Origin of the sequence: Rhodohalobacter barkolensis, from assembly GCF_002834295.1 — a bacterium.
Taxonomy (GTDB): Bacteria; Bacteroidota; Rhodothermia; order Balneolales; family Balneolaceae; genus Rhodohalobacter; species Rhodohalobacter barkolensis.
Map to the genome: position 1 here is coordinate 292,858 of NZ_PISP01000003.1, position 25,576 is coordinate 318,433.

The 25,576-nt window shown below is 43.6% G+C and carries 21 protein-coding genes; 8 read left to right on the top strand and 13 right to left on the bottom strand.

The window, feature by feature from the left end; all coding sequences use genetic code 11:
• Positions 1–295: 295 nt before the first annotated feature.
• Complete coding sequence (locus tag CWD77_RS11215; RefSeq protein ID WP_101073658.1) at positions 296–874, bottom strand: DNA-3-methyladenine glycosylase I; 579 nt, start codon at positions 872–874, stop codon at positions 296–298.
• A 15-nt stretch (positions 875–889) separates the two neighbouring features.
• Positions 890–1,318, bottom strand: coding sequence for a YciI family protein (locus CWD77_RS11220; RefSeq protein WP_101073659.1), 429 nt, complete (start codon positions 1,316–1,318; stop codon positions 890–892).
• 246 nt (positions 1,319–1,564) lie between these two features.
• Here CWD77_RS11220 and mce point away from each other — a divergent pair, with 246 nt between their 5' ends.
• Together mce and CWD77_RS11230 are read left to right on the top strand one after the other, a co-directional pair.
• On the top strand, positions 1,565–1,987 hold the full coding sequence (gene mce, locus CWD77_RS11225; RefSeq protein ID WP_240596790.1) for a methylmalonyl-CoA epimerase: 423 nt from the start codon (positions 1,565–1,567) through the stop codon (positions 1,985–1,987).
• Positions 1,988–2,079: 92 nt separating this feature from the next.
• On the top strand, positions 2,080–2,505 hold the full coding sequence (locus tag CWD77_RS11230; RefSeq protein ID WP_101073660.1) for a hypothetical protein: 426 nt from the start codon (positions 2,080–2,082) through the stop codon (positions 2,503–2,505).
• Positions 2,506–2,583: 78 nt separating this feature from the next.
• Here CWD77_RS11230 and CWD77_RS11235 read toward each other — a convergent pair whose 3' ends face one another.
• The 3 genes from CWD77_RS11235 to CWD77_RS11245 are packed head-to-tail and all read right to left on the bottom strand — an operon-like array spanning position 2,584 to position 5,236.
• On the bottom strand, positions 2,584–4,002 hold the full coding sequence (locus tag CWD77_RS11235) for an alanine/glycine:cation symporter family protein (protein WP_101073661.1): 1,419 nt from the start codon (positions 4,000–4,002) through the stop codon (positions 2,584–2,586).
• 51 nt (positions 4,003–4,053) lie between these two features.
• Positions 4,054–4,521: a DinB family protein gene (locus tag CWD77_RS11240; RefSeq protein ID WP_101073662.1), complete on the bottom strand. Its 468-nt coding sequence runs from the start codon at positions 4,519–4,521 to the stop codon at positions 4,054–4,056.
• Positions 4,522–4,525: 4 nt separating this feature from the next.
• Positions 4,526–5,236 (bottom strand): MarC family NAAT transporter, encoded by a 711-nt coding sequence (locus tag CWD77_RS11245; RefSeq protein ID WP_240596794.1) that lies wholly within the window; start codon positions 5,234–5,236, stop codon positions 4,526–4,528.
• A gap of 96 nt (positions 5,237–5,332) precedes the next feature.
• Here CWD77_RS11245 and CWD77_RS11250 point away from each other — a divergent pair, with 96 nt between their 5' ends.
• The 5 genes from CWD77_RS11250 (at position 5,333) to CWD77_RS11275 (ending at position 14,266) form a co-directional block, all read left to right on the top strand.
• Positions 5,333–5,788, top strand: coding sequence for a GAF domain-containing protein (locus CWD77_RS11250; protein WP_101073664.1), 456 nt, complete (start codon positions 5,333–5,335; stop codon positions 5,786–5,788).
• A gap of 257 nt (positions 5,789–6,045) precedes the next feature.
• Positions 6,046–7,386, top strand: coding sequence for an efflux RND transporter periplasmic adaptor subunit (locus tag CWD77_RS11255; protein ID WP_240596797.1), 1,341 nt, complete (start codon positions 6,046–6,048; stop codon positions 7,384–7,386).
• Between the two features lie 12 nt (positions 7,387–7,398).
• Positions 7,399–10,671, top strand: coding sequence for an efflux RND transporter permease subunit (locus tag CWD77_RS15680; RefSeq protein WP_240596799.1), 3,273 nt, complete (start codon positions 7,399–7,401; stop codon positions 10,669–10,671).
• Positions 10,672–10,699: 28 nt separating this feature from the next.
• On the top strand, positions 10,700–11,089 hold the full coding sequence (locus tag CWD77_RS11270; protein ID WP_101073666.1) for a four helix bundle protein: 390 nt from the start codon (positions 10,700–10,702) through the stop codon (positions 11,087–11,089).
• An 87-nt stretch (positions 11,090–11,176) separates the two neighbouring features.
• Positions 11,177–14,266 carry an efflux RND transporter permease subunit gene (locus CWD77_RS11275; RefSeq protein ID WP_101073667.1) on the top strand — a complete coding sequence of 1,030 codons (3,090 nt, stop codon included), beginning with the start codon at positions 11,177–11,179 and terminating at the stop codon, positions 14,264–14,266.
• A gap of 8 nt (positions 14,267–14,274) precedes the next feature.
• Here CWD77_RS11275 and CWD77_RS11280 read toward each other — a convergent pair whose 3' ends face one another.
• The gene (locus CWD77_RS11280; protein WP_101073668.1) at positions 14,275–15,042 is read right to left on the bottom strand and encodes a lysophospholipid acyltransferase family protein; all 768 of its coding nucleotides are present in this window, start codon (positions 15,040–15,042) and stop codon (positions 14,275–14,277) included.
• A 34-nt stretch (positions 15,043–15,076) separates the two neighbouring features.
• Positions 15,077–15,832 (bottom strand): GNAT family N-acetyltransferase, encoded by a 756-nt coding sequence (locus CWD77_RS11285; RefSeq protein WP_165779139.1) that lies wholly within the window; start codon positions 15,830–15,832, stop codon positions 15,077–15,079.
• Between the two features lie 199 nt (positions 15,833–16,031).
• Between CWD77_RS11285 and CWD77_RS11290 the strand changes: the two genes are divergently transcribed.
• The gene (locus CWD77_RS11290) at positions 16,032–17,237 is read left to right on the top strand and encodes an MFS transporter (RefSeq protein ID WP_101073670.1); all 1,206 of its coding nucleotides are present in this window, start codon (positions 16,032–16,034) and stop codon (positions 17,235–17,237) included.
• On the opposite strand, the gene CWD77_RS11295 is transcribed toward CWD77_RS11290, so the two are convergent.
• The 6 genes from CWD77_RS11295 to CWD77_RS11320 form a co-directional block, all read right to left on the bottom strand.
• Positions 17,224–17,985 carry an ABC transporter ATP-binding protein gene (locus CWD77_RS11295; protein ID WP_101073671.1) on the bottom strand — a complete coding sequence of 254 codons (762 nt, stop codon included), beginning with the start codon at positions 17,983–17,985 and terminating at the stop codon, positions 17,224–17,226. The genes CWD77_RS11290 and CWD77_RS11295 overlap by 14 nt on opposite strands.
• A complete protein-coding gene (locus CWD77_RS11300) occupies positions 17,970–19,511 on the bottom strand; it encodes a hypothetical protein (RefSeq protein WP_101073672.1) in 1,542 nt (513 codons plus the stop codon). The genes CWD77_RS11295 and CWD77_RS11300 overlap by 16 nt, the downstream gene beginning before the upstream one ends.
• A gap of 33 nt (positions 19,512–19,544) precedes the next feature.
• Positions 19,545–21,095: a hypothetical protein gene (locus CWD77_RS11305; RefSeq protein WP_101073673.1), complete on the bottom strand. Its 1,551-nt coding sequence runs from the start codon at positions 21,093–21,095 to the stop codon at positions 19,545–19,547.
• A gap of 72 nt (positions 21,096–21,167) precedes the next feature.
• Positions 21,168–21,785, bottom strand: a complete 618-nt coding sequence (locus CWD77_RS11310) for a porin family protein (RefSeq protein WP_165779140.1) — start codon at positions 21,783–21,785, stop codon at positions 21,168–21,170.
• Between the two features lie 271 nt (positions 21,786–22,056).
• Positions 22,057–24,873 carry an excinuclease ABC subunit UvrA gene (uvrA, locus tag CWD77_RS11315; RefSeq protein WP_101073675.1) on the bottom strand — a complete coding sequence of 939 codons (2,817 nt, stop codon included), beginning with the start codon at positions 24,871–24,873 and terminating at the stop codon, positions 22,057–22,059.
• Positions 24,874–24,983: 110 nt separating this feature from the next.
• The gene (locus tag CWD77_RS11320; RefSeq protein ID WP_101073676.1) at positions 24,984–25,277 is read right to left on the bottom strand and encodes a hypothetical protein; all 294 of its coding nucleotides are present in this window, start codon (positions 25,275–25,277) and stop codon (positions 24,984–24,986) included.
• Positions 25,278–25,576 lie beyond the last annotated feature (299 nt).

Consider the following 25,576-nt stretch of genomic DNA (forward strand, 5'->3'; position numbering starts at 1 on the left):
ACAGCTTACTTCTAAAGTATTTTCTCCAAACACGATCCGCAATCGCGGATCAAATGTGAATAGCCCCGACTGCAAGTCGGGATAGTAGAAAAAGGTGATTATTTAGAATCCTGAAGGGGTTCAATATTTACCAGAGTTCGACTCATAGTATAATCTTTTGGCGAAACAGAAATCCATCGAAATCATATAATTTTATATTAAAACTCAGAGAATGACACCCCTTGCCACCTTCAAAGAGGGAATTTTTAAACCCTTTGTCTAAACTAAAAATCAACCTTCAACGGGAATTAACTACTTACTCAGGATTCAGATCATGATATCGAAAACAGTCTGTGGTATGGTCGCTCACCAAACCGCACGCCTGCATATAGGCGTAAACGGTAGTACTGCCTAAGAATGAAAAACCTCTTCTTTTCAAATCCTTTGCTATTTGATCAGACAATACCGTTTTAGCAGGTACATCTTTCAGGGATTCAGGCGAATTTACGATTGGTTGGTGATCAACAAATTCCCAGATATACTTGTCAAATGAACCGAACTCTTTTTGTACTTCTAAAAAACACTTCGCATTGTTAATCGCAGATCGGATCTTCTTGTCGTATCGCACAATTCCTTCATTTTCCATCAATCGCGCCACATCCTCATCTCCAAATCCTGCCACAACATTTGGATCAAAATCTGCAAATGCACTGCGGTACGCCTCTCTCTTTTTAAGAATGGTACTCCAGCTCAATCCGGCCTGGGCACTTTCAAGGATCAAAAATTCAAAGTGGACACGATCGTCATGCACCGGCACACCCCACTCCTCATCGTGATAGCGGACATACTGTTCAAAAGTATTTACAACCCAGCTGCATCTCTTTTTTTGATCCATCTCAAACAAAACTAATTATTGTACAGTTGATCCTTTTGCCAGCCACCAGGGATGAACTTCAACCTCCAGACGCCCTGCCTTCACCATCGGGTCTTCGCTCGCCAGTTTCTCCGCCTCTTCAATTGTAGCAACACTATAAACTGAAAATCCGCGAATATCACTCTCATCACCGGTCGGCCCATTCAAATTAATAATCCCCTTTTCATACAAATTGCCCAAATACTCCAGGTGTTGCTGTTGAAGCCGGGCAGCTTCTTCGGGATTCTGACTCCGCTCAGGTCCCGACTTCAGAAAAACGATGAAGTACTTCTGCATCGTCATCTCTTCACCGGCCCACTCATATACAAACGTTTCCGGAACAGCTGTAGAATCGGTCTGCTGTGCTTCAGCAGTCATTACTGTTGCCGCCAAAGTCAGACCTAATGTTAAAAGTATTCTTCTCATCTTTTATCTGTCTTTTGATTTGAGTTATGATAGAGAAGCTACAAAGTTTTATTTTATAATAAATAGTCGGAATGTTTTGCAGAACTTTTTTTGATTTATTCTGAGTTTAGCGAAGGATTTCGGGTAAAGTTTTTTGTGGGAGATTCTTCACTTCGTTCAGAATGACGCAGCAAGTTAAGAATGGCTCATTTGGTTCAGAATGATGCAGCTGGTTCTTTAAAGCACTCACTAGTACAAATTTCTTTAATGACATCTAAAAAACACACTATGCACATCGATCATATCGGAATTGCAGTAAAAAATCTGGATGAAGCCGTTAAAACGTACGAGAAAATTCTCAATACAACTTGCTACAAAAGAGAAGTTGTTGAAGGTGAAAAAGTTGATACCGCATTCTTACAAACCGGAGAATCAAAAGTAGAATTGCTGGGAGGAACCTCTCCGGATTCCGTCATAAACACCTATATCGAAAAACGCGGTGAAGGTATTCATCACGTCGCTTTTGAAGTAGATGATATAATTGCAGAGATGAAACGTCTGAAAGAAGAAGGCTTTACACTCCTGAACGAAAAACCCAAAAAGGGAGCTGATAACAAGCTGGTTGCATTCCTTCACCCCAAAGGAAATCATGGCGTATTGGTTGAACTCTGTCAATCGCAGAACAAATAAAACAACTCAACCCGGACGGTTTCCTTTTCACTTCCGCGGGAACAGTCTTACCTTTACGATTCACAATTTAAAAATTAAGTCAACCGATCAACATGCAAGACGGCGCACGTTTTTTTGCTTATGCTACTTGGACAGTGATGATTTCACTGGCTATCATTCTTTTTACCAATCGCTTTCTTGATTTTATTTCTGAACCGGGATTTACAGGTACACTGGTACTGTTAGCTTTCGGGTTCCTCTATATGAATTTAACCTATGCCGCCGTGAAGCGATACATTCGCAAGGTACCGGCTCCCACCAACCTTCATATACTGCTTACCGTATTGGTTTTTCTCCCACCCGCAGCATGGGTAACTGCGTTTGCCGAACCCTTTACAACTACTGAAATCTTAATTCTTGTGGTTCTGGGAATTTCCTGTATTCTGGGAATGATCTACGGTAACCGGGCAGGCATTAAGGCTCGCTACGAGTATATCCAGGAGCTGAAAGAGCATCAAGCAAAAAACGGACACTCTTAGATCATTTTTTAAGACATTCTGTAAATCAGCCGACCATAAAGGTCGACTGTTTAGTAAAGGTCGAGTTGGTAATTAGAATTAGTAGTGATCGAAATCCCCTCTTTTTTTCCGCATAAAATAGTCCTTCGAAGCGTCTACAACTTTTGGCGCCAGCATGAGTGTTCCGATCATTGTTGGCAGTGCCATCATGGCAAACATTCCATCAACCAGGTTAACGACCATATCAATTGTTGTAATAGACCCGATGAAGATTGAGAAGATGTAGAAGTAGTTGTAGTAGTGTTTTCTGTGTGCACCGCCTATAAAATTCAAACATTTAGTACCATAGTACGAATAGGTGAACATGGTAGTAATGCTGAAGATAAACACGCAGATCAGTAACAAATAGGTACCGAATACAGGAATTCCGGTATCGAAAGCTACAGCCGTCATTGTAATTCCGTCAACAGTATTATCGGTCCAGGCGCCGGTCATAAGCAGCGCAAAAGCCGTCATAGTACAAACAAGAAGTGTATCAATGGCCGGCTCCAGCATTCCAACCAATCCTTCGCGAACCGGTTCTCTTGTTTTTGCAGCACCGTGTGCCATCGCTTCAGTACCGATTCCTGCTTCATTTGAAAATGCACCCCGGCGAATTCCATTCGAAATCACAACACCCAAAGCACCGCCTGCAGCAGCCTCTCCGGTAAATGCATCTGTTACTATCAGCCAAAAATAGTGTGGTACATCCACAATATTGTTGATAATGATATAGACAACCGTAAGAATGTAGAGAAGTACCATCAACGGTACCAATCGCGCAGCTACGTGCCCAATTCGCTTAATTCCGCCAAAAATAACCAGTGAAACCAAGGCAACCAGAATTAAACCCACGATAATATCGGAGAGGCGAAATCCCGTTTCTGTAAGAAAAGACCCGGCAAGGATCATCGTCTCATACCCCAGCAATCCGTTTTCAGCCAGCATGGTATCCCGAACAATCTGTGTTAGCTGATTCGACTGGAACATTGGAGTACAACCAATCAAACCGGCAATACTAAAAAAGATGGCAAGTGGCTTCCATTTTTCACCCAGTCCCTCTGTGATATAATACATAGGCCCACCCTGTATTTTTCCACTGGAATCTTTCCCGCGATACATAATTGAGAGCGTACAGGTAAAGAATTTTGTGGCCATACCTACAATAGCCGTCACCCACATCCAAAAAATAGCACCGGGACCGCCCACACCTAAAGCAATGGCAACTCCACTGATATTCCCCATTCCAACGGTTGCCGCAAGCGTACTGGAAAGTGCCTGAAAATGGTTGATGTCACCGGGTGCATCGGGATCTTCATACTTACCGGAGAGGACTTCAATTCCATGCTTAAAGTTCCTGTAGGGCATAAATCGGCTAAATACGAGAAAAAATATCCCACCGCCTACAAGCAGAACCAAGAGAGGAGTTCCCCAGGCGTAATTAGCAAAATCGACAAACAGTTGTTCTAAAAATTCCAGAGCTGTACCTCACATTGGGTTTGGTTATTGGATGAATGAAAGTCGAGGCTTTCACCGTCCGGATCGATAATCAGCGTAATCAATCTTCGGCGGCTTAATATCACAATTTCTGAGAAAAAGTGAAATTTGAGCACGATGATATTCGCCATGAACGATAATATGTCGGCATATTTTATTTAAAACAGCACTTTTTTTAACTCTTTTTTCTGTTAAATAATAAATTTCGGCGTCAAGATTTACTTCGTGATCGCCGATCAAATCGATCCATTTTCTGTTTAACTGCTTTGCTTTTCTTCGAAGTTCTGCGGGTTTATACTCATCCCATTTTTCAGATTCAGACATGGATGTATCCACCACACGGCTGTACCAGACATCCTGAATATTTACAATGTGCGCTAAAAATGCCCGGCAAGCCACTTCATTTTTAAAAGGAGTTTGTCTGCTGATGTGATCCAGCAGTTTACGGGTACACCAAAGATCGTAGGTGAAAAGAAGCTGAAGAGGCTGTCGCTGATCCATTAAATTATGAAATTCCGAAATATCTGCCGATTCCGCTTAAAATAAATTGAACACTGATGGCCAGCGCGATGAAACCCATCAAACGAGTCATAACATTCAACCCTGTGTGTCCAATATATTTGGCCGATATCGGAGCGAGTCTAAGCAGACCATATGTTGTTATAACTACCAAACCGATTGAAATACCATTAATTAGATAGTCGAACATACTCTCTGCCTGTGTGGCAAAACCAATCACAACAGCAATACTTCCCGGACCGGATAATAGTGGGAGAGCCAATGGACTGAATGAAATATCCTCTTTTTCCATCGCAGCTTTCTCATCCTCTTCTGTTAGCTTTCTCCCGGACTTTTCCGGATTTAACATAGAGTAAGCTGTCCGCATAATGATTAATCCTCCGGCTATTCTAATACCGGGAAGTGATATTCCAAAAAAACTAAGTATAAACGTACCAAGCAGCAGAAAAACGATAAGTACGCCTAACATATAAAGAGAAGCCCAGAGTGCAGTCTGATCTCGTTCAGCATCGCTAAATCTGTCCGTTAATGATAGAAAAAGCGGCATTGCAGCAAGCGGGTTAACCACAGAAAAAAGAGAGGTAAAACTTGCAAAAAGAAGTCCACCCCAGTTTAAAAAGTGTGATGCCGTTCCATCTGTAATTGTATCGGGTATCCATTCAAACATAGCGTCAAAGATAATGAGGATTAGCTGCATTTTAAATCAAAATTTTCACCAATCATTCAAACAAAAAACGAATAATTTGTACCTTTGCAGTCTACTTGCAATCCTACATCAAATTTGATTTATACAATGGATACCTCAGAGATTTTAGAAAAGGCGAAACAGATTATAAACGGATCTGAAAGCAGAAATGAGAAATTACAGTCTATTTGTGAGCTTTTAGACGAAAACGTTGACGTTTTTGACTGGACCGGATTCTATTTGGTAGCTGAGGATGAAGAGAACATGCTGGAACTGGGTCCCTATGTTGGAGAAGCAACCGATCATACCCGAATCCCGTTTGGAAAAGGAATTTGCGGGCAGGCCGCAGATACGCTGAAAACTTTTGTTGTTCAGGATGTAAATAAAGCGAACAACTACCTGGCATGCAGTATTCATGTGAAATCTGAGATTGTAGTCCCTATCTTAAAAGGAGAGCAATTTGTGGGTGAACTCGATATCGACTCTCATACCAAAGACGCAATATCACCTGAATTACAAACTCTTTGTGAAGAGATTTGTAAATCGTTAGCCCCAATATTCTAAGCGCATTTACCTTACGAATCCACTCTGCCGAACGATTCTTGAGAGGGGGTGGTTTTTTCCGGGCTGAGAGCAAACGGTTGAATCTTTTTTCCGTCTAATACCCACGTGTCTTTTTTATAGTTTACTCCATCAATGGAAGTTGTAATAAATTATAAAAAATAGGGTTTTATGTGTGATAAATTGTATCACTTCAGAAAAACTGACGTACGAGTTCTTACATTTTTAATTTACCAATGTTAACTAAAAATACTATTCGGTTGAAAAAGCTACTTTACCTTTCAAGCGCTATTCTATTCATCCTTTTGACCTCTTCCTGTAGTTCTGAAGATTCGGATAATATGTCACCCAACCGTCCCGGCGGCTTTGGTGAGGGCCCTGCAGCCAGCGTAGAGGTTGTTCCTGTTCAAACAGAATCAATTTCTGACCAGGTCCGATCTTATGGCACCATTCGGGCTCAGGATGTTGTTTCTGTCACCCCGCAGGTAACCAATCAGGTTACCCGTATTTTAGTTGACCTGGGAGATAATGTCAGCCGCGGACAAGTGATGGCAGAAATTTACGATGTGCCCTTCCGTGATGCCATGGAACAAGCTCAGGCACAGATTCGGCAACAGGAAGTAGCATTTGAAAGAGACAGTTCAGAGTTTGCCCGCCAGCAACAGCTTTTTGATCGTAATCTTATCAGCCGGTCTGAACTGGATAATGTTCGTGCCACTTACCTGAACAGCCGGGCTCAGCTCGAAGCAGCCCGTGCCAACCTGACCCAGAGCCGGGAGAATCTGGAACACACCAAGATCAAATCGCCGGTTGATGGTGTTGTTCTAAGCCGCTCTATTGCCGAAGGTGATATTGCATCGTCCGGACAGGTTGCTTTTGAAGTAGCTAATCTTGTTGGTTTTGAAACCCGTGTATTTTTACCTCTTCAGGACTGGGAGCTGATCCAGCCGGGGCAATCTGTATCCCTCTCACTCTCAAGCCGGTCTGATGCAATAGCTGAGGGTGTTGTTTCCCGTATCAGCCCGCAACTGGACCCTACTACCGGACTTGGTGAAGTTGTGATTACTCTAACCGATACAGAATCAAATATCTACCAGGGAGCGTTGGTTCAGACACGAATCAACCTGCAGACCCGCGAAAATGCGGTTGTCATTCCGAGATCTGCTATGGTAGAAAAAGTGGATACATACATTGAACCGGAAACCGGAACGATTGAATTGGAGAGAACATACTCTGCATTTGTAAATCAGGGCGATTCCATAGCGGTTCGCCGGGAACTGGAACTTGGTATTGAACAGGGAGACCGAATTGAGGTCATAAGCGGACTGCAGGCAGGAGACGGTTTAATTGTAACCGGTCAACGAAATTTAAATGACGGAGCCAGAATTCGGGTAGCTGGAGCCATAGAAACAGAACAACCCCAACAAGCCGAATCTGATTCGGGGCAGTCATCAGAAAACCTCAGGGATTTAAGTCCTGAAGAGCGCAGGGAGAGGATTCAAAATATGTCGCCCGAAGAGCGTCAGAAAATGCGAGAGCAAAGGCAGCGGAGCGACAGTGCCCGATCCGGTAATCGTCAGCAATCCGGCAATAACAATTAGGTATCGGGATTTATGAATAATCTACCCAAAATTGCTGTTAACCGGCCGATTACCTTCATGATGATCAGTATTATTCTGATCGGATTTGGTCTCTACGGACTGAATAATCTAAGGCTGAATCTCTATCCGGATGTCTCCTTTCCTACAATAACCGTCTATACAACATTTGAAGGAGTTGCTCCCGAAGATATTGAGGCGCTGATTACCCGTCCAATCGAAGAACAGGTTGGGAGTATTTCCGGAGTACGCCGGGTTCGGTCACTATCGAGCCAGGGAGCTTCTGTTGTAAAACTGAACTTCAACTGGGGTACCGATCTCTTTATTGCCGAAACAGAAGTTCGAAAACGGCTTGATATGATTCGGCGATCACTGCCGGATGAGGTTGAACAGCCCATTGTTTTCTCCTACGATCCCAATGACGAGCCGGTGCTGGTTCTGGCATTGACATCAGAGACAAGAAGCCCGCGGGAGCTGCGAACTATTGCCACCAGGCAAATTGAGCAGCGTGTTGAACGCATAGAAGGCATCGCCTCAGCAGAAACGGCCGGTGGTTTTGACCGTCAGATCAACGTTCGGATCAGTAACGCCCAAATGCTGACCTATAATCTGGACGTGGGTAATATTTCGAGTCGACTGAGGCAGGAGAATGTCCAGGTCCCGGCCGGTGAGCTCACTGAGGGGGAAACTGTTTTTTCGTTGCGCACAATCGGCGACTTCAAAAATATTGAGGAAATTCGAAACAGTATTATATCGGTTACAGACGATGGCAATCCCGTTTACCTGAAAGATATCGCCAGAGTAGAAGATGGTATTGCACAACCCATCGGCAATGTGCGGGTGCAAGGCAACGATGGGGTGATCATGAACATCTACAAACAGAGCGATAGCAATATTGTAAGTGCTGCCGGTGGTGTTGTAAACTCTCTGGATGAGATCCGAAATGTACTGCCAGGTGATGTAAGCCTCGAAATTCTCACCAACAAAGCAGACTTTATCAGTCTTTCGATTAATAACCTGATCATGACCGGCCTCCAGGCTGTGGTTCTGGTTATCATCATGCTTCTGCTATTTTTGAGAAATGGGCGGTCTGCGCTGGTTGTGGCGATTACAATTCCGATCTCTATCATAGCCACATTCAGTATTATGGATTTCTCGAATGTGAGTATGAATATTATCTCACTTTCCGGACTCACGCTCGCAGTGGGTATGGTAGTTGATAACGCCGTTGTGGTTTTGGAGAATATTTTCCGGTTTAAAGAAGATGGAGAAGACAGTAAAAACTCCGCAATTTCGGGAGCTCAGGAAGTTGCCGCACCGGTTATCGTCTCCACTCTGACCACACTTGTTGTATTTCTGCCAATACTTTTTGTACCCGGTATCGCCGGATTACTCTTCCGCGATCTTGCCTTAACTATCTCCTTTGCTCTGATTGTCTCTGTACTGATTGCCATCACATTGATTCCGGTACTGAGTTCGCGCCTGTTTGACAAAGAACTGATTGATGCAGATAAAAAAGATCCCGCCAAAAACCTGATGAACAAACTGCTGGTGTGGCGCAGACAAAATGTATTCACACGCATATTAGCCATTCCGCTTTTTATCGTTTACTTCTTACTATGGCCTTTTCTTAAAATCTGGGCGTGGTTTGCTTCCCGATCAAAAGCACTCTTTTCCGATCGGGTGGGACCCTGGCTGGGCAGACAATTTGACCGTCTTGAAAACAGCTACAAAAATACATTGGACAAAAGCCTGAAAAAAAGCGGTTTAGTAGTATTTGGAGCTTTTGCACTTCTGATTGCATCGCTTCCAATCTATTTCCTTTTGGGCGGCGAGTTTTTCCCTCAGGTAGATGAAAACTTCATCATCCTTGAAGTTCAAAGAGAACCGGGTGTCAGTTTACTTGAACTGGAAAGAACCATTATTCAGGCAGAGGATATTATTCGTCAGGAAGTACCGGAAGCACGACTGATCGTTTCGGACTACGGTGATAAAATCGGAATTGAAGGAGCAGACAGCCCGGGTGGAAATCAAGGCCGGATACGAATTGAATTGACAAAAGTAGAAGAGAGGGATCGTAGCCAGATGGATATCGCCTCATCGGTTTTAACAGCTTTGAATGCTGTTCCGGGAGCTAACATCAGAGAAGTACGCGAAGATCCGTTAAGCCCGGATGGAGAGACAGGGTTGATTGTACAGATTTATGGATTTGACCAGGATGTTAAACGTACTATAGCATCAGATGTAATGGCGGAGTTGAATGATATCAACGGATTTGTCAATGTATTCAGCTCAGCTGATCAGGGGCGTCCGGAACTTCGCGTGGAAATGGACAGGGAACGAATTGCCCGTGTAGGAATGACAACCTCACAGGTAGCAACTTCCTTAAGTAATGCCGTTCAGGGTGCTACTGCAACTACGTTCGTTGATGAGGGACTGGAATTCGAAGTCCTCGTTGAAATGGATCCGATTGACAAAGCACAATCAACATCCCTTGAGGAGCTTCAAATTCAGATTCCCGCAGGAGACTGGATGCCTCTCAAGAATCTGGCAAGTGTTGAACGTTACACCGGACCATCCAATATTTTGCGTGTTAACCAGGAACGGATGGTTGAAGTTGAAGGTGATTTGGGTGGAATTGATCTGCGCACCGCCACCGATCTTGCAAATTCGGCCATAAGCACTATTAACTTCCCGGAAGGTTATCGATATGAACTGGGAGGTTCTGCCGAAGAGCAGCGAGAGTCATTCTTCTATTTGATGATCGCTTTTCTGATTGCCGGAATTTTGACATACATGGTCATGGCTTCTCAGTTCGAAAGTCTTGTGGAACCGTTTATCATCATTGTAACCATTCCACTGGCTTTAACCGGTGTACTCTTAATTCTCTGGATAACATCCACCCCAATCAGTGTAACGGCAATGGTCGGTCTGGTACTGCTAACAGGGATTGTAGTAAACAACGGTATTGTGATGATCGACTACATAAAAATTCTGCAATCTCGCGGACAAAACCGTCATGATGCAATTGTAAATGGTGCCGGACGAAGGTTACGACCCATTTTGATGACTGCCTTCACCACTATTTTGGCGATGGTTCCCCTGGCGCTTCAGCTGGGCGCCGGAGCTGAGACCTGGAGCCCGATGGCCCGTGCCGTTATTGGAGGATTGACCATGAGTACCATACTAATGCTTTTTGCCGTTCCTTGTATGTATAATATGATCAACGCCCTGGTGGAAAAAGCGGGGTTTGACGCGGTTCATAAGGAAGATCCTTTGAAAAATTAACGTCTTAAAGTTAAAGGTTTAAGATGATATGAAAGTTGAAAGGTTTGAAGATCTGGAAATATGGCAACTTGCCCGTGAGCTTTGCAAAGATGTATATCAAATAACCAATTTTGGAGCATTTGCTAAGGACTTCAAACTTAGAAATCAAATTCGAGGATCATCCGGATCTATAATGGATAACATTGCAGAAGGATTTGAGCGTGGAGGCAATAAAGAATTCATACAGTTTTTGAGCATCGCTAAAGGATCTTGTGGTGAAACACGTTCGCAATTGTACAGATCATTTGACTACGAATACATTACAGAAACTGAATTTGAGACACTTGTAAACAAAGCAGTTTTTATCAGTAAGAAAATTTCATCTTTAATGAATTATCTCAGTAAATCTGATCTTAGAGGTTCGAAATTCAAACAGTAAATAAACAGGTAAGACAATGTTTTTGAGGTAAACCTGAAACCTTAAACTTTAAACCTGAAACGCTTTCCCTTTGGGAAGCATCTCGATATGAAAAAAATCACAATAACTGAAAGAATACTGAAGCGACCTGTAACGGCCATTATGATGTCTTTGCTGGTTATTGGCTTTGGCATCTTCTCGCTGTTAAACCTGAAGGTCACCCTTTACCCAACCTTCAACATTCCGGTGATGGCTGTTTCGGTAAACTACTCCAATGTAGCTCCCGATGACATGCTCAGACTTGTGGTTGAGCCGATTGAAGGTGTTATTATGGGAGTAGAAGGAGTAGAATCTCTCGACTCCAACGTTCGGCGCGGAGGCGCTTTCCTTATTCTTCGCTTAAAACCGGGAACCAACATTATGGTTACCGAACAGAAAGTTCGCGAAGCCGTTGATCGAATTCGTCCTCAGCTTCCTTCGGAAGCCAACGAACCGGTTATATTTCAGTTTGATCCCGATCGGGCTCCAATTATGCAGCTCAGTGTGGAATCGGACGTGCTGGGTCTGGATGAACTGCGCACACTCGCTCTCGAATTTATTGAACCACGTTTCGAACGTATACCCGGTGTAGCATCGGCTGACACCCGAGGAGGGCTTAATCGGAATATATATGTAGATCTTATCCCCGAAGCAATGTCGCGGCACAGGTTACTTCCGGCACAGGTAAGCAGTGCCATTCAAGGTAATAATGTACAGCAACCTGTGGGAAGCATTGTCACAGATCGCACCAGCTACAGCATTCGTGCAAGTGCCATGTACGACAATGTTGATCAAATTGATCAAACCATCATTACCATGCGTGATGATGTCCCTATTCGGGTTCGTGACGTAGCAGAAGTGCGGGACGATTATGAAGACATCACCAATATTGTTGAAATAAACGGGCGGAACAGTGTTACCATAGAAGTTCAGAAGCAGTCGGACGCAAACACCCTTGATGTTGCACAGCAGGTAATCAGAACCATGGAAGAGTTCACTCCAAACCTGCCGGCCAGTGTAACCATGCAGGTTCTCAATAACGAAGGGCAATTTATTGAAGATTCAATATCAAACCTTGCTCAATCTGCTCTCATCGCTCTGGTAGTAGTTATTTTAATTCTACTTCTCTTTATGGGCGGATGGCGAATCGCATTCGTTGTGGCTATGAGTATTCCGGTTTCGCTTACCGCAACATTCGCATTCATGTACTTCCTGGATATCACCCTGAACATTATCTCCATTACCGGACTTGCGCTTGCAATTGGACTATTGGTTGATAATTCCATTGTAGTATCCGAGAGTATTGCCAGTCAGCTCGAAAGCGGTAAAAGCAGGTTTCAGGCAGCACTAAACGGTACCAATGAGGTCGGCGGTGCACTATTGGGCTCAACGCTTACCACACTTGCCGTTTTTATTCCAATTATGGGACTATCCGGTTTTCAGGGAACCGTTGCAAAAGATTTAGCCCTCACAATCTCCATCTCCATTACCAGCTCGTTTATTGCTTCAATTGTACTCATTCCCGTTTTGGCCTCACTGGTTTTAAAACGAGAAGAGTTCATGAAAAAGAGCTACACCTTTGCATGGATCAAATCGCTTGAAAACAACTACATCAGCATTCTTGAATGGATCCTTGCCCGCAAGTACGTCATTACGATAAGTATTGTTCTGATTATAGCAGGTGCCGGGTTCCTGTTTCAGGATATTCAGAAAGAGTTTTTCCCGGAAACTGATGAAGGTCAATTTGACCTGCGAATTGAACTCCCGGCCGGCACAAATCTGGCTACAACCGCTGAAAAACTTCGGGAATACACAAACATCCTTGTAGACTCACCGGAGGTACAAACCGTTATTACCAACATCGGCCGACGTGGCAGAAGCACATTAACCAACGGCGGAACATTAAGTGTTACACTGGTTGACGAAAACCTGAGAGAAGCCACAACAAGCGATGTTGCTTCAGAGCTACAAGACAGGCTTCGGGAGCCGGAAATTAACATTGAAATTGCTAACCTGGGCGGCGGTGGCGGTATTCCCATGGGCCGTGGAGGCTGGGGTGGACGTGGCATTCGCGTTAGCCTGATTGGCCCCGATGTAGAGGTACTTCAACGGCTCACCCTCGAAATGGAAAATGCATTAATTGATGATCCAATGGTGATGTCGGTCAGTAATCCCCGATCAAGACCCATGCCTGAATTGCAGTATCAATTAGACAGAAACCGAATTAGCCGTACCGGAGCCACCTCGCAGGGTGTGGCCAGTGCTCTTGGAGCTCAGGCCCGTGGTAATCGAGCCGGGTTTTTCCGGGAAGAAGGTCGCGAAATTGCCATACAGGTACGGAATAACCGGGATCAGTTTCAGAACCGCGAAGACCTTTTTGGTTTAGAACTGGTACAGTTTGAGGATCAGCGAATTCCTGTTCTTGGTTTGGGTGACTTTGTTCCGGTTGAGGGATTAAGCACAATTACGCGGCGAGACCGTGAAACACTTCTGGATGTAGCTGTTATGGTGCGCGGAGATATGGAAGAGTATCAGCAGCGAATAGTCGATCTGCTGGATAATGAAATAATTTTACCTGACGGATATCGATACGAATTTTCCGGGTCCGTTTTCTCCCAGCAACAGAGTTCCGGAGAGATCATGATTGCACTGTTTCTTGCACTGCTGCTAACCTACATGGTTATGGCATCCGTTTTTGAAAACCTGCGGGATCCATTTATTGTCATGTTCTCCGTGCCTTTGGCATTCTTCGGTTCCCTTCTTTTTCTATACATCACAGGAACACCGCTGAGTGTACCGGCATACATCGGTATTGTAATTCTGATCGGTATTGTTGTAAACAATGGGATAGTACTGCTCGATTACATTCACCTGAGAACTAAAGGAAAGGAAGATTCACCCGATTATGCCGCACTCTTCCTGGAAGCATGTAAGCGCCGGATGAGACCCATTCTGTTAACCGCAATGACCACTATTTTCTCCATGATTCCGCTTGCACTTGAGTTAGGTGCCGGATCGGAAACCTGGAGTCCGCTGGCACGTTCTGTAATTGGAGGGTTGGCGTTTGCCACAATTCTAACACTGTTTGTGGTCCCAACAGTGGTGGTCGGGATATCCAAAAAGAGACGAAAAGTTATCAAAAAAGCACTTTCTGACTAAGCCACACTCTATCTGGTTGGCTCAAAAATTTTAGACATTCCCTGATGAAGTTTTTGAGCCAATATTTTTCGGTCTCCACACTGCACGGGCGTACTGCAAAACCGGATGGTGCAATCAACGCGTCTGTTCTTTGCCAATTTCATAACATGTTTATGAAAAGGGTCTCGCTTTCCATAAAAACAGACGCTTATATCTGCCGGTGGGTCACCCTTTTCTTCAGCCGTTGAATACCAGATTGTGGAATAATAAACCGGAATTTCTTCACTTGCCGGATAATCGAGCAGTGACGGACGAAATGGAAGCAGTTGATCGCCGCCAGATGTGGTTCCTTCCGGAAAAAGAATCATCCCCTGGTATTTATTCAAGCTTTTAGATAGAATTTCGTTCACCCGGGTAACATCCCGCTTTATGGAGCGATCAATAAATATCACCCCCATCGTTTTCACCATAAATCCAAGCAGTGGCCAGGATCTGACCTCTTTTTTTGCTACAAATGTACATTTCAGGTTTAGGTAGAGAGGAATAATATCAATATAGCTGAGATGGTTAGACACCAAGAAAAATGGAGCCTCAGGCGGTTCGCCTTCCGTCTTAACTCTGATATTCAGAACAATACACATCCCCTTCGACCACGTATACATATAGAGATTTCGAAGCGGTTCGTAAGGCAGTCTCACCAAACGAACAAAAGCATAAGCCAGCAAATAGATCAGGTAGAGCGATAGCGTAAAAGTAATCAACAAGAAAATTTTAACGGATGCTATTAAAGTCCTCATGATACTTTTATGAGATTTTGATCCCTGATGGGTATTAACCAAAAAACATTTTCCTGGTTCGGTCTGATATTTCTTCAATGTCCAGCAAGATCATAAAGTGAATTAAATCGAGCTTTTTATCGTACGACGGACCGGCTATCACCTTCGACCCAACGTCAAGATAGTTTTTAAAAAGAGGCGGAATTTCATGTTCGTCAGTTTCCTCTTTAAACTGATCCGGGGTCGGCTTAAAGTCCTCATTTGGCTCAATATAATATTTGGGATGGAGATGTCCCTCCTCTTTTAAATAGCGATATGTGTTCTGAGCCACCTTCATATTGTTGGTATCCAATGCAGCATATCCAAACAGATAGCGCTTATTGAAATGCTCGAGGTATCCCGCAAATCCTTTCCAGAGAAGGAAAAGCACTCTGCCGCTTCTGTGCTCTTTACTGATACATGCCCGGCCCACTTCAACTGCATTCTCAAGCACATCCATGGGAAGATCCTGAAGGTTAAATCGAACTTCACTCGTAAATCCGTTACCGGCTTTCGCTTGTTCGTACGTCTGCATCCGGTAAGTACCCACGATCTTCTGTGTTTCATTATCCACTACAATCAGATGGTGAGCCTGATCATCGTACTGATCCTTCTCTTTTCCGGCATCAAATTGAAAATTGCGCTGCAGCTCTTCTTTAAACACCTCATATCTGAGTCGCAACGCAGCATCAACTTCTTCCTCATTTTTAGCAAACTTAATGGTGTATTGCTGACTTTTAACTTCTTTTAGAACCCGATTTTTTATGAACAAAGCAGTACTAATTATTTATTATCGATATAACCAACGGATGGTAACAAATTTGACAAAAAATTGTATCAGAAATTATAAACTATCTCCGAATGAACGAAAATGATTACAAACGTTTTCTTCTATTCTCTGATAAATGGCCTATTTTTCACCCTTTAAAATTATTAATCTGACGTGAAATCGTAAAATAAATTATTCTTTTTTGAGCACAGCTGAAACCCAGAAGGGTCTATTTAAAGACGTCAATCTTTACATCATCTTTGGAGTGACACTCACTTCCGTAATGGGAGTGTCCAGTATAGCGCCTGCGTTTCCCTCTATTGCGCGCTCACTGGATGTAACAACAGATCAAATTGGTCTGCTTATTACATTTTTCACACTTCCGGGCATCTTTTTCACTCCCATTTTCGGGATCCTGGCCGACAGATACAATCGTAAGGTGATACTGATTCCCTCACTTTTTCTTTTTGGTATTGCCGGTACAGCCTGTGCATTTGCCACATCCTTCGATCAGCTTCTGCTTTTCAGGGCATTTCAGGGAGTTGGGAGTGCTGCGCTTGGAGTCCTCAATTTAACACTGATTGGAGATCTCTACTCCGGTAATCAGCGCGCTTCTGTGATGGGCTACAACGGCAGTGTGCTCAGTATTGGTACGGCTATGTATCCGGCAATTGGTGGTGCGCTGGCCATCTTAGGCTGGAATTACCCCTTTTTCCTCACCCTGATTGCGATTCCCGTTGGTCTCTTTGCACTTTTCTTTCTGGACCAAAAAATTGAAAAAAATGGATTGGGAATAAACCTTTATCTGAAAGAGATCAAATCGGCATTGATGTCAAAAATGGTGCTGGGTTTATTTATAGGTATGTTTTTGACCTTTATCATTCTCTATGGAGGCTACATCACATTCTTTACCATCCTGCTTGATGAGAAGTTTGAAAAGAGTTCGCTTGCCATTGGAATCATCCTCTCCGGATCTTCCCTGGTTACTGCCGTTACATCAGCCCAGCTGGGTCGTTTAACCAAGCGTTTTAGTGAGAAAAATCTGATTTCCGCAGCAGCGATTCTGTATACGGTAATCTTTTTAATGATCCCAATGGTTGAGAATATCTGGTACTTCACTCTGCCAATTGCTCTATTTGGAGTTGCCCAAGGAATGAACATACCAAGTATTTTGAACCTTTTGACCGGCTATGCACCTAAAGAATATAGAGCTGCTTTCCTATCAGTAAACTGGATGGTGATGAGAATTGGTCAGGCGTTAGGCCCGTACGTTCTGGGATTGGTTTATCTGTATCTCAGCCTGGATGGTACGTTTTATGTTACAGCCATTGCCGGCGCCCTGTTTGTAGTAAACAGCCTGACGTTAATACGTACCGGGAAAAGAAAAGCAGACCTTACAACCAGCTAAGCATATCATCACTTCTGCCGCCCGACTCAACATACTGTTCAAATATTTCGCTCAGGTTCGAATTTTTTTCTAGCTCTTTGCGTGTTGCTGAATCCAGATAGGCCAGGATTTTTCCTTTGTGCAGAATCGCGATGTCATCGCATAAATTCTCCACCACTTCGAGAATATGGCTGGTAATGAAAATCGTAGTCCCCTTCTGTTTTAATCTTCGAATTACATTTTTCATACGCCCGATCGATATCACATCCACACTTTCGAACGGCTCATCTAAAAAAAGAAGCTTCGGCTCTGTTAAGATTGCAGCACAGAACGCCAATTTCTTACGGCTGCCGGAAGAGAGCTGCTTCGTTTTCACATGCATGAATTCCGTGATTTCAAAATAGTCGAACAGAGATTCTATTTTTTTATTCAGTCCGTGCGCCGGAATACTGTACATTTCGCAAACGTACGTTACAAATTCGTGAGATGTAAAATTCTCGAACAGCAACGGAGGTTGCAATACAGAAGCCACATCCTTTTTTATTTCGATCTCATTGGAGGAATTATAACTCAATCCGTTGATCACAATAGAGCCCTGGTTATAATCTAACAGACCGGTTAAGATACCAATCAGGGTACTTTTCCCGGCTCCGTTTGGACCAATCAGGCCAAATATTGTACCGGTAGGCACCTCCAGGTCCAGCTCGGTTAAAACAGGTTCCTTGTCGTAAGCTTTTGTAAGCTTTTCTATAATTAAAGCTCGTTCCATAAATGAGGGATCACTTTTTTGTTGAAGGAGATTGACACCCCTTTCAGTTTCTTAATATACATAATCAGCAGTATTACGTTGCCCACACCAAGTGCGGCAATATGATACCACTGAACATTTTCGTAAACCGGAAAAGTCACAACACCCAATAAAAGCACAATAAACATTCCCGAAAAATTAACGGATGCAGGTACAACCGGATTTGAAACCGACATCAGGCTAACATCTTCAATTTTTTTATAGTTGTTCATGGAGCTTTTAAAAACATAATGAGAAAACACCATGGTAATAAACAGCACTCCCATAAAAACCTGAACCATAGTCAACGGCGACTGGTATAGAAACGGAATAAACACCAACACTGAGATCAAACCAACCAGCGTGATTTTAAAAGCCGTAAAAAACCGTTCAATAATAATTTTTTCCCGTTTAATGGGCGCCTGAAGAGTGAGTAAAAGTTCTCTGTTTTCAAATCCAAACATGTTTGCCATCATTACCATCAGAAAAATAACTGGAATCAGGGAGAGCAGAACGGAAGTCATAAATCCACCATTTTCCGTTCCGGTTGACACAAACACGATATAGGGGATCACAAAAAAGTAGGTCAGCAGAATTTGAGTTTTACTGAATGGGTGTTTCCACACCGAGTAGAAAAATTTACCTCCTTGCCTGCCCAGCCATTTGATAAAGAAGCGAATACCATTTGAATGATCTTCAGATGAATCGCTGGCCAATGGAGTAAGCAGGGCTTTTCGGGTTTGAAGGTAGAGATCTTTTTGGAGCACAAATCCACAGATCATCACTGTGATGAATACCACTAAAAATACCAGCTCACCGGGTATCCATGCAGCTGCGGAATAGAAGATCATACCGGGTGAGTAGACCAGCCACTCGTTAATTTTGGGTGCAAAAAATTCAGGGTAAGCAACAAAATTCGTCAGATCGATCTGAGTAGCAAAGAGAATTAAGATCATGACGATCAATCCAAGTAATCCATTCAGCCATTTTGAATTTTCTGACGTAAACGTTTTGAATCTCCATTTAATCGCATTGATCAGGCCGTAGTTCAACACAATCAAAACGGAGACCATCACGGCCTGGTACACAGTTGTTGCCATCAATCCAAGATATACAAACCAGAATATGTTGAACATCAGATTCACAGGATGCAGAAAACCTGCAATATTCATGTAGTTGATTAGCTTCTGAAGCGGCATCCCCAGGGCAAGCAGTTTTCGGTTATCGTTTAGTCTCAGCCGGCTAATTTTGGTATAGAACAGTTGTGAAAACCAAACCAGGTTAATAAACACCAGATGTACCAGAAATTGAACATCTCTCGTAAACCAGGGATACTCTTGCTGCACTGTGGCATGATCTGAAACAAATACCAATGTAAAAGCGACCCCCACAAACTGACCAAAAATCAGGAGCAGAAAGAGGGAGTAAAGAATGATTGCGCTAACTTCTACACTGCGAAGAGAACGCCACCACAATTTTCCGTTAAGTTCAAAAAAGAGCTTTACCATGTGATATATTGAGAACTATGAGAGCCTGTCTGATTAATAATCGCTCCAGAGCTGATGTAAAATCCTGCCCTTAAACGCTTTTGACAGCAGATCGAAATTACGCCATAAGTAGATTGTAATTGCCCCGACTAAGGCGAACATCACCCATAATCTGTAGGGCTGCCATTCGCCCAGGGGCACAAAAACCGAATAACCAAGGATGAATATCGCGGATGACATTGTAAAAGTCACCTTTTGCGGAATAACCGGATGTTTAAAACTGAATGAACTGTAGCTGGCCTGTTGATATTGATAAAATGAGCTCCAGAGAAAAATGATCATAAAACATAGGAAAAAGAAAGTATTGGCAATGTAGATGGCAAATACGGTTCCCAGTTGAGGCAAGTAGATCAGTTCAAATATAGTAATTGCATAAAAAATGAACAGAGGTACTGTAATTATGCCTAGAAACCGTTCTTTAAGCTGCTTTTCGAACGGAACCGGCATTTGAAGATGGAGTAAAAACTCGCGGTGCTCGTATCCAAACATGTTGGCCATCACCATACCGAGGAGTGCTACCGGGATTGCCGCAAGCATGGTCGTAATCAGTATTGTTGATATTACCCCAAAATCGACCAATAAAAGAATTGGGATATACACCAATGGGATTAACGCAATCGCAAACACCTGAAGTTTATTATACGGATGTGTCATTACGTAGTAGTAGTACTTGCCCGCGTTGTTTCCCAAATACCGTTTTAAAAACTTGAGTAAACTTCCCGCCTCTTTTCTGAATTTAATTGCCGCCGGTTTCATCAAACCATCTTTGGTTTTATAGAAATGATCCCGAAAAATCAGCACTGTAAGTAAGAACAGGAAACCAAAGAGGACCCCGGTTAAAATCAGGCTGTGCTCGTATGATGCAGATTGAAGCAACAGGCCACCCGGCAGCCACATAAACAGCTCTGAAAATCCGGTAAACTGTTCCGCAAAATCTCCGATTACAGATTCAGGGCGGCGGGTAAAAATAGTCAGGACAGTGATCACTCCAAATACTATGAAGATGAAACTGAATACAATAATTCGAAAACGTTTTTCCACCATTCTTAAAAACCGATGCTTGATGGAAAAGATCATTCCGTAATTAAGAAGCACCGCTGTTACCAGAATCGGGATATTCCACGCACTATCAATTTGAAGGGAGAGAAAGATCAACCAAGTAAAATTGTAGATCATGTTTACCGGGTGATATAGGGCCATCAAATTCAGATGCCAGGAGAGTTTACCGGCTGGGTATCCCAAAGCGAGCAGTTTCCGGTTTTCCTCCATATTCAACAGCCGGGTGCTCGTAAACGAAAAGTGCATGATCCAGAATACGTTGGCAAAAACCAGAATAATCAACTGATGAATTTCGGGTGTGAGCCAGGGAAGTTCAACGGCAATTTCTGAACTCGAATCCAGGAAAAGTACAACGAGAGCAGATCCCATCAAGTTGACCAGCATAACCAGAAGAAACAGGCTGTACCCAACCAAAAGAACGGTCTGAAAAGTGGTAAGCCTGGCTAAAAACAACTTCCAGTTCAGGTAAAGCAGCTTGCTGATCATCTGTACATGATATTACTTCAGAAAAAAAGCCCCGAAAAAACGGGGCTTAAAACAACTCTTTATAATTTAAATTTAGAATGTGATTCCAAGGGCAATTGAGAGGACTGCGTTTTTCTCACCGTCATCTGCATCGTCTTCAAAAACCGATGTAAATCCATAACTGTATCTTGCCTGTGCGTTGAGTTTCGTAACCCCAACATTGAAATCAAGGCCAACGGCTGCTACTCCGCCAAACTCCGAACTTTTTGTCTGATCGTCAATATCAACCCCGCCAAAAATTTCACCGTCATCAAACTCAGCTTCCGCATTCATATTAAAACCAATGTACGGGCCAATTAAAAAATGTGGAGTAATCGGTCCGGGAGGGCCCAATTGAAATTTTGCCGTCAGAGGCACTTCAATATAATCGAGCTTTACTTTTCCGGACACGCCGCTATCTTCAACCTTTGCACCTTTTTGGGTGTAGTAGACCCCACTTTCGATACCGAACGGTAATGCCGGCACAGAAAACTCTAAAGTGGCCCCAACCAACAATCCGGTTTTTGCGTCGTATTCAAAATCGGAACCGCTAAAATTTGATATGTTCATCCCTCCTTTCAGTCCAATACTGACCGGGCTTTGTGCATTCGCGCTCTGTACTACAACCGCTGCCATAAATATGACAACCAGCAGACTCGTTAGCTTTTTCATATACATTCTCTGTCTTTTTAAGTGTTTTGTTTTATTAAGGATAGATTCCCTCAACTTTTGTTACAACAATTAATCAAATTCGCTCATCAAATGAAATAGGGTTTTCATGATACCTCCAAATAAAAAACCACTCCGGCTTATATCGAAGTGGTTTTTAGAATAGAAGAAATTACCCGGTATTTTCAATCACGATCGGCAAAAATATTGCCTTGGCCTGAATATCTATCTAAAACAGAGCTGGAATGTAACGATCTACAACTTTTGAGTAGACTTACAATATCTCTTTCAGAAACTGTCCGGTATGGCTCTCCTCAACAGAAGCTATCTCCTCAGGAGTACCGGTTGCAACAACCTGTCCACCGCCAAATCCACCTTCCGGACCAATATCAATAATCCAGTCGGCAGATTTTATGACGTCCAGATTGTGCTCAATGATGATGACAGAATGTCCCTGATTCACAAGATCGTTAAACGACTTCAGCAGTTTTGCGATATCCTCAAAATGAAGTCCGGTGGTAGGTTCATCAAAAAAGTAAAGTGTGTGATCGTTGTTTGTCTTGGACAGGAATTTCGCCAGTTTCACGCGTTGTGCTTCCCCCCCGGATAGCGTGGTTGCACTCTGGCCCAGTTTCAGATAACCAAGCCCAACATCATCCAGCGGCTGAAGTTTATTCACAATCGAATTCTCATCCACAAAGAAATCGAGAGCATCACTCACGCTCATCTCCAATACATCGTGGATATTCTTCCCGCGATACTTCACCTGAAGAATCTCTTTTCTGAAACGAGTTCCCCCGCACTCTTCACAAACAAGCTCGATGTCGGCCATAAACTGCATCTCGATCTTCTGAACACCTTCTCCCTGGCACGCTTCACATCGCCCGCCCGGTACATTAAATGAAAAGTGCCCGGGTGTGTATCCCATAATTTTAGACTGACGTGTATTTGAAAACAGATCGCGAATACCGTCAAACGCCTTGGTGTATGTGGCCGGATTTGAACGTGTTGATCGCCCGATTGGACTCTGATCCACCATCTCTACCGCTTCAACATGGCGCAATCCACTCAGTTTTCGATGACGGCCAATCTTCTCTTTCCACGTTCCAAGTTCGTTCTGAATGAATGCATAGAGTGTATCGTGAACCAAGGTCGATTTCCCGGAACCTGAAACCCCGGTTACACATACCAGTTTACCAAGCGGGAATTCTACGTCTATACTCTTCAGATTGTGTTCGGATGCGCCCTCCACAAGCAGGGATTTTCCATTTCCTTTACGGCGTTTTTTTGGAACCGGAATCTCCTTTTTCCCACTCAGATATTTTCCGGTCAGCGTGTTTGATTTCAAAAGTTCATCATAGGGACCGCTGAATACGACCTCTCCGCCATAAGTTCCTGCAAATGGACCGATATCAATGATATTATCCGCCGATTTAATCATCTCCGGATCGTGTTCTACAACCAACACGGTATTCCCGATATCCCTGAGTGACTTCAGAATGTTTATCAACCGATCGTTGTCTCTTGGGTGAAGCCCAATAGTCGGTTCATCCAGAACGTACAGACTGCCAATCAGTGAGCTTCCCAGCGAGTTCGCAAGACTGATCCTCTGAGACTCACCACCGCTCAATGTATTTGTCAGACGTTCCAGTGTGAGGTAGTCAAGTCCAACCTCATCCAGATATTTCAGGCGTTTCCTGATTTCATACAGAATCTGACCGGCCACTTCTTTTTCAAAATCGGTAAGCGTCAGTTCCTCAAAAAATTCCCGGGCGTAGCCAATAGTCATCTCAGAAACCTCACCGATATGCAATCCGCCCACTTTTACATAGAGAGCATCTTTTCGAACACGGAATCCTTCACAATCCGGGCAGCGGCTGTAACCACGGTAACGGGAATAAAGCACACGCATGTGAACTTTATAAAACTGACTCTTTACATCCTTAAAAAATCCGTGGATTCCTGTATAACCGTCTTTACCATTCCACAAAATACGCTTCGTATTCTTATCCAGATTTTTATAGGGAACATCAATCGGTAGCTGCTCTTTGGCCGCAACCTTGATAAAATCCTTCAGGTATTTACTAAATTTTGGCGAATCGAACGGAGCCACAGCACCGCCGCGAATCGTCTTGTCGTGATCGGGAATCACCAGATCTTCATCAATGCCGGCTACGCGGCCAAATCCTTCGCAGGTGTCGCAGGCACCAAAGGGATTGTTGAATGAGAACATCTGTGGTGTCGGCTCCAGAAACTCCATTCCATCTCGTTCAAACCGCTCACTAAACGGGTACTCTTTCCCATCACGAACTTTAATAGAGCATCTGCCATTTCCTTCTCTGAATGCCGTTTCAATCGAATCGGCCAAACGGCTTCGGCCTTCATCATCTTTTTTCAAGGCGAGACGATCAACCAATACACGGTAATTTTTCGGTTTGATTTTTTTCGGATCTGCATCATCACCGCTTAAGTCGACTATTTGCTCATCATCAACTTTCAGCAAACGTGTGAGTCCTTTCTCCTTCAACACGGTCAGCTGCTCTTCCATCTTTCGCCCCTCCCTCAAATCGATCGGAAAAAGTACATAGAATTTTGTTTTCTCCTCAAGCTCGTCAAACAATTCCTTGATGATAGTCTCGGGTGTATCTTTCTGAACCTGCTTCCCGGATTTTGGAGAGATTGTTTTACCGATCCGGGCAAAGAGCAATCTCACATAATCGTAGATCTCCGTGGAAGTTCCAACCGTTGATCGCGGGTTACTGCTGGTTGTTTTCTGCTGAATAGCCATCGCCGGCGAAATCCCCTGCATAAAATCGACATCGGGCTTGTCCATCCGCTCCAGAAATTGACGGGCATAACTCGACAGACTCTCCACATAGCGCCGCTGTCCTTCGGCGTAGATCGTATCAAACGCGAGACTCGATTTCCCAGATCCGGATACGCCCGTAACAACCGTAAGCTTATTTCGGGGAATTTCAACATCAATATTTTTGAGGTTGTGAACCCTGGCCCCTTTTACTATGATGGGCCGTTCAGAACTGGGGATTCCGTTTTTTGAACTTTCTTTCTTTTCGATGGTAGATTCGCTCATGAAGCGTTGATTAGATGATTCCGCAAACGTGTTAAAATACGAAACTATTTACCCGAATGGCAGAATGGATTTATACAATAATCCACAACAATCAGATCAGCCTAATGCGTTCAGTGGTCCACCGCTAAGGCGCCGTGAGCACGGAAGTGAATGATACCATAAATGTCCAGTTGCTGCATATAGAGGATTTTGGGATTGATCAACCTGTCAGCACCCGCCGGATCTGACAGCGTTAAAGGATTTCCCGGCGTATGAAAAATCAATGTTATTGCATTTTTAAATTCCGGAGGAATGCCCCGTTTGTAGCCACCGAAAGAAAACCCACCTTCGCTCCGTAGGAGCGTCCTTTTATCCATAATTGTGATGAGAAAAAGATCACCGAAAGGAGGCTCCTCCGGAGCCATTTATGATGTCTCTGAGAGTTTCTATAAACAGGGAACTCCTGACGGAGTTTTTTTGAAACCCAAATAGGCAATTAATTTCGGAGTTGATAAAAGACATGTGGTTCAGAATCAACGGTTTAAGCGATACGTCAAGTGTAACTTCTGGAAAACAACCATTCAAAGTTGTAGCTAACACACATTCCGGAGGAATGTCCTGTTTGTAGCAACCGATAGAAAAACCACCATCGCTCCGTAGGTGCGACCTTTTATCCATAATTGTGATGAGAAAAAAAACCCCGAAAGGAGACTCCGCCGGAGCT